The sequence below is a fragment of the Thioclava sp. UBA3469 genome (genome assembly GCF_002378135.1).
GTDB classification, from domain to species: Bacteria; Pseudomonadota; Alphaproteobacteria; order Rhodobacterales; family Rhodobacteraceae; genus Thioclava; species Thioclava sediminum.
This window is the reverse complement of record NZ_DFRG01000152.1, coordinates 1-5,295: the sequence shown is the minus strand read 5'-3', so window position 1 is coordinate 5,295 and position 5,295 is coordinate 1. Positions and strand designations below refer to the sequence as shown.

Genomic DNA, 5,295 nt, shown 5'->3' with positions numbered 1-5,295 from the left:
CCCTGTCCGCACCTTTGAGCGGCACCGCGCTCTGGCCGATGGCCGAGGCCGCCTACCGGCAACTCGCCTTCAGCCAATGATTTTTCTACGCTGTGGCGTCCTTCGGAGCGCGCCGTTGATCTGGCTCAATGTCCGGCACTCATCAAAGGTGTATCGACGCCAAAACAAACGCGTGGAGGCGACTATGACCAAACTTTCTCTTTTCACTGCATGTCTCGCACCCCTTGCCCCGGCAGTCGCTTTCGCCGATGCGCCGGGCGGCTATGCAGAGGGCTATTACGGTCATCCGATGATGTGGGGCGAAGGCTACGGCTTCTTCGGTGTCGGCATGATGGTTGTGTTCTGGGGCGTGCTCATCGTCCTCGCCGTGCTTGCCGTGCGCTGGTTGATGGAGCGCGGACCGGGACGGAGCCAGAGCACCGCCCTCGACATTCTCAAGGAACGCCTTGCGAAGGGAGAAATCGATCCCGAGGAATATCAGGCCCGCCGAAAAGCGCTCGAAGAATGATCGGGCTGCGCTCGGAGATCAGACTCGGGGAACATTCGAGAGCCGTCGGGCGCGATCTCCCGAGCGCCAAGCTGGCCCCTTCCGATGACCGCTTGGGTGAGGGCCGCGACCCGAAGACCGAGATAGGTCGCTTGGACCGCGAGGCCATTTCAAGCTATTCATGAGCCCATGCTCGCTATCCTCGCAGACAGAACCTATCGCCACCTCTTCGCCGCGCAGATCGTAGCGCTTCTCGGCACCGGGCTCGCCACGGTGGCGCTCGGGCTGCTGGCCTACGATCTGGCCGGGGACAATGCGGGGATGGTGCTGGGCACGGTCTTCACGATCAAGATGGTCGCCTATGTCGGCATCGCGCCGGTGGCAGGCGCCTTCGCCGACAGGGTGAACCGACGGGCGCTTCTGGTCACGCTCGACCTTGTCCGCGCCTGCGCGGCGCTGGCACTGCCCTTCGTGACCGAGATCTGGCAAGTCTATGTGCTGATCTTCCTCCTGCAGTCGGCCTCCGCCGCCTTCACCCCGACATTTCAGGCGACGCTGCCGGATGTGCTACCGGAAGAAGAGCGCTACACTCGCGCGCTGTCTCTTTCCCGACTGGCTTATGACCTTGAGAATATCGTCAGCCCCACTCTCGCCGGGCTGCTCCTCGCGGTGATGAGCTATAACAGCCTGTTTCTCGGCACGGTCGCGGGGTTTGCGGGCTCGGCCATGCTGGTGGTGTCGGTGATCCTGCCGAGCCCACAGGCGGCAACCCGGCGCGGCATCTACGACCGAACCACACGCGGCATCCGGATTTACCTTGCGACTCCCCGGCTGCGCGGGCTTCTGGCAGTGAACCTCGCCGCGGCCGCGGCGGGCGCGATGGTGCTGGTCAATTCGGTCGTGCTGGTGCGCGGAGGTCTCAACCTCTCGGACAGCGATCTGGCCTGGACGATGTTCGCCTTTGGGGCGGGGTCGATGCTGGCGGCGCTCGGCCTGCCGCGCCTGCTCGAGAGCGTGCCGGATCGCCCGGTGATGCTGTCCGGTGCAGCCGTGATGATCGGCACGCTCCTCGGCCTTGCCGTAGCGATCTCGGCCATCGGGCTCAGCTGGCCTCTGCTGCTCGCGGCATGGCTGGCGACGGGCTTGGGCTATTCGGCAGTGCTGACACCGTCGGGTCGCTTGCTGCGACGGTCCTCGCATTCGGAGGATCGACCGGCCCTCTTCGCCGCGCAATTCGCGCTGAGCCATGCCTGCTGGCTGATGACCTATCCACTCTCCGGCTGGCTGATGACCGAGTTCGGCGCGGTCCCTGCGCTGCTCGGGCTCGCAGGGGTGGCGACGTTCGGCCTGATCGTGGCGCTGCGAGTCTGGCCCTCCGGCGATCCGGTCACGCTGGAACATCGCCACGACAACCTTTCGCCTGATCATCCGCATCTTCAGGGCCAACGCACGCATCGCCATCCGCTGGTGGTCGACGATCTTCACCCGTATTGGGGCACCCGCTTCTGAGGCTCAGGCGGTCGCGAGCGGCAGTCGCACGAGACCGCACCGACGACCCGACAGAGTCTTCGCGGCAGATCGAAAATTACGGGGTAACATTTTCACCATGCAGCAATCGGTCTTCTGCCGCAGGAATTATTAACGGCCACTTTGGGCCGTTCGCAGCACCTGAAGGGAAGGACGGTGAGCCGCCCTTCGCTGCGCGTCTCTCGAAAGTCCGCTCACGAGAAAAACGAGACTTTCCCACCATCATAAGACCTGCAACTAAGAGGTTCGAAATTCGTCAACTGTTGGCCGCGATCCATGTCTCGTCCATCGGCCAAGCTCTGGAGAGCCGGGGCACGCCGACATGACCGTAGAGTAGAGACAACTGCCAGCCTGCCTCGGACGGCGAGCGTTTTTTCTGATGCGCAAGATAAAGGGCCGCGGCCAATCCTGTGCGATCTGCGCCGGCTTTGCAGTGGACCAGCAAGGGTTTCGGCGCGTCGGCCATGGCGGCTTCTAACGCGGCGATGCGCGCGGGGCTTAGGACCTCGTGATCGGACATTTTGAAATCGATCAGCGTCAGCCCCAGCCGCTGCGCCGCGGCCTTCTCTTCGTCATACCACGCCTGTCCCGGATGAGCTCCGCGCAGGTTGAGAACCGACCGGATGCCGTCCTTTTCCTTGTAGGATTTCAGCCGCTCGGCCGTTGGCTGGTTCGACCGATAGAACTCGCCAGCCACCACGGTGTGGAAATTTCCACTCACCTGAAGATATCCGAAATAGAGCACCAGCGCCGCGAGCGTGCCGAGCAATACGGTGCCCACGATCTGCGCGATTTTACGGAGTTTCATTGCCTCTGCCTCCCTCTGCGACCCCGCGAAGCGGGGCCGCGATCCGATCGTGTCGGGATCAATCCGCCTGTTCGGCGCCGCCTGCGTCTTTCTTGACGCCCTGCGTCACCGCGGCAGAGCCCGGAAGCTGCAGGCTCACCTCGACCTGTTTCGCCGATTGCGCGGTGGTGTAGATCGAGTTCGGGTTCGCCCGCAGATGCCCAGGCGTGCCGCTGTCATCGACATGGATGCGGGCCGAGCCATTGGCGGGAATCGTCACGTCGGGATGCAGGATATAGGCCTCCTTCGCGCCGCTATCGGCATCGGTGATGGTGTAGAAGAGCGTGAAGCCCTTCAGCGGTTTGGCACCGTCATTGACCAGCTGGATCTCGAGGTGATCCGGCGCATCCGTATGGGTCGCGGGGTCGACATTGTTCTCGACCAGCAGCTCTCCGATATGGAACGGCGCAGCGGCGCCTCCGGGCTGGATCGGGCTTTGCGCCATCACCGGGTCCCTGTCGGCCAGATCGTTCTGCCCGTCGCCGTCGGTGTCGGGGTTCTGCGGATCGGTGTGCAGCAGCGGCTCGGCCATATCGGGCACGCCATCCTTGTCGGCATCGGTCTGCGCGGCTTGGGCGCCGCCAGCGGCGAGCATCAGCAGCACGGTGAGGGTGGAAAGGGTCTTGTTCATCGTCAGGTCTCCTTGGTCAGACGATCGGCACGGATCGGACGCAGCAGGACGAGCCCGCCGAGGCCGAGGGTGAAGAGAATGAGGAACCAGGCATCGCCCTTCTTGTCGGCCCAGATCGGCCCGAGCGCTTTGCCGGTGTAGATGTCCTTGATTCCGAGCACCGCGAAGGTGAAGCGCTCGTAATGCTTGGTCACGGACGAGACCTCGATCCCGTTGCGAATGGTCTCGTAGGTGGCGAAGCCCTGCTTGATCCTGGTCTGCTCAGCCTTCGGGATCGAAAGCTGCGCGAAGACGCCGCCAGCCACCTGATTGTCGGGGTCCATCGTGTCGCCGATCTGCGGCGCCACCAGCACCACCAGAAGCCACAGCGCGAAGGCGTAGAGCAGCCCGCTCGCGGGGCTTTTCAGCCAGAGACTGAGGCCGAAGCCCACCGCGAAGATCGCGCTGAGATAGAGCGTCGAGGCCCCCCAGGTGATCGCGAGCCGCAACAGGTCATTCGCCCCGATGCCGATGCCCGAACCAAGCGCGAGCACCACCGCGCAGAGCGCGAAGACGCAAGCCAGCGCGGTCGCCATCAGCCCGGCCCCGCCCAGCAGCTTCGCGGCGAGGAACTGCCAGTTTGAAAGGGGGCGCGTCAGGATCAGCGCCAGCGTCTGGCGCCCGCGCTCTTCGACGGCGGCGCGGTAGCCCGCGATCAGCGCGATCACTGCGCCCATGATCTCGATCTGCTCGATCGTGCCGCGCATCAGCTTGAGCGGGTAGAATTCGGGGGCCGCGATCGAACCGAGGCTTTTTCCAAGCGCCAGAAGCTGCTGTTTCGCGGCCATGTAGGTGGCGACATCGGTGCGCATCGCGACCGTCCCGGTGATCAGCGAGATCAGCGCGGCGGCGACTAGCGCCAGGGTCGCGGCCAGCAGAAAGCGGTCGCGCAGCGCGATCCGTGCGTCCTTGAGCGCAATGGTGGGAATAGCGGAGAGATCAGGCATCGGGGCCTCCCTTCGTCATGTCGAGCTTGAGGCAGCCGCGCAGCGCATAGAGGCCGGAGCCCGCTGCGAAGAGCATCATCACGACCAGCGGGGGAACGGGGCCGCGCGGCGGCAGGCCGTCGGGCAGATAGCCCATCAGCTCCGCGCCGAGATACTTGTAGGCTTCGGCTAACGAGAACGGCCCGAGCAGCATCGCGGAGAGGTCGAAGATCGTGGATTGCGGCGCGGGTGCGAGCGCCGAGATCGGGTTGATCGCAGCGGTGGGCAGGATGTTCCCGGTCAGCGCGGGCCAGACGAAGGTCAGCACCAGCCACACGACCGTCGGCACCATCAGCCCCACGGTTTCGCTGCGCGCCCGCGCCGAAGCGCCGATCGCGATCAGCCCGAAGGTCATCATGTAGAGCCAACCCAGAGAGAAGAACGCAGCGAGCCGCGCCCAGTCCCCGGCGGCGAGATGCACCGAAGGCAGGATGGCGAGGGTCGCAGCCCCCACCACACCCGCAAGCGCCGCGAGACCGCCGACGGCCAGGGCGAGTGCCGAGACCTTGCCCCGCGCGTAATCGAGGCGCTCCAGCGGGCGCGCGCCGATCAGCGGCAGCACCCCGGCCCGACGGTCGGTCTCGACCATCCGGTAGCCGATCACGATGGCAGAGAAGGCGCCGATCAGGCTGATATAGATCGTGAGATTGCGCAGCAGCGCCAGCGGCGAGCCTTGCGTGACCGGGTTCGGCGGCACCGGCTTGCCATTGGCTTCGAACCAATGCGTGGCGCTCGCGTAGATCGCATCGACCGTCGAGGTCGCGGACCAGCCCAGATA

Annotated in this window: 6 protein-coding genes; 2 read left to right on the top strand and 4 right to left on the bottom strand. The window is 64.9% G+C overall.

All coding sequences use genetic code 11. The features are described 5' to 3' along the window. Positions 1-184 precede the first annotated feature (184 nt). Complete coding sequence (locus tag B3D39_RS11865) at positions 185-508, top strand: SHOCT domain-containing protein (RefSeq protein WP_078519137.1); 324 nt, start codon at positions 185-187, stop codon at positions 506-508. Between the two features lie 168 nt (positions 509-676). Further along, a complete protein-coding gene (locus B3D39_RS11860) occupies positions 677-1,996 on the top strand; it encodes an MFS transporter (RefSeq protein ID WP_274961658.1) in 1,320 nt (439 codons plus the stop codon). Between the two features lie 274 nt (positions 1,997-2,270). Here the strand turns inward: B3D39_RS11860 and B3D39_RS11855 are convergent, their stop codons facing one another. The 4 genes from B3D39_RS11855 to B3D39_RS11840 form a co-directional block, all read right to left on the bottom strand. After that, positions 2,271-2,822: a tyrosine-protein phosphatase gene (locus B3D39_RS11855; RefSeq protein ID WP_274961657.1), complete on the bottom strand. Its 552-nt coding sequence runs from the start codon at positions 2,820-2,822 to the stop codon at positions 2,271-2,273. Positions 2,823-2,880: 58 nt separating this feature from the next. Continuing rightward, positions 2,881-3,492, bottom strand: coding sequence for a hypothetical protein (locus tag B3D39_RS11850; RefSeq protein WP_274961656.1), 612 nt, complete (start codon positions 3,490-3,492; stop codon positions 2,881-2,883). A 2-nt stretch (positions 3,493-3,494) separates the two neighbouring features. Beyond that, positions 3,495-4,478, bottom strand: coding sequence for an ABC transporter permease (locus B3D39_RS11845; protein WP_274961655.1), 984 nt, complete (start codon positions 4,476-4,478; stop codon positions 3,495-3,497). After that, a partial coding sequence (locus tag B3D39_RS11840; protein WP_286789720.1) for an ABC transporter permease occupies positions 4,471-5,295 on the bottom strand: 825 nt, incomplete at its 5' end. The genes B3D39_RS11845 and B3D39_RS11840, both read right to left, overlap by 8 nt.

Excerpts from the sequence above, each read along its gene's own strand:
- B3D39_RS11850 (WP_274961656.1), bottom strand. The coding sequence starts at position 3,492 with ATGAACAAGACCCTTTCCACCCTCACCGTGCTGCTGATGCTCGCCGCT.
- B3D39_RS11855 (WP_274961657.1), bottom strand. The coding sequence starts at position 2,822 with ATGAAACTCCGTAAAATCGCGCAGATCGTGGGCACCGTATTGCTCGGC.
- B3D39_RS11860 (WP_274961658.1), top strand. The coding sequence starts at position 677 with ATGCTCGCTATCCTCGCAGACAGAACCTATCGCCACCTCTTCGCCGCG.
- B3D39_RS11845 (WP_274961655.1), bottom strand. The coding sequence starts at position 4,478 with ATGCCTGATCTCTCCGCTATTCCCACCATTGCGCTCAAGGACGCACGG.
- B3D39_RS11865 (WP_078519137.1), top strand. The coding sequence starts at position 185 with ATGACCAAACTTTCTCTTTTCACTGCATGTCTCGCACCCCTTGCCCCG.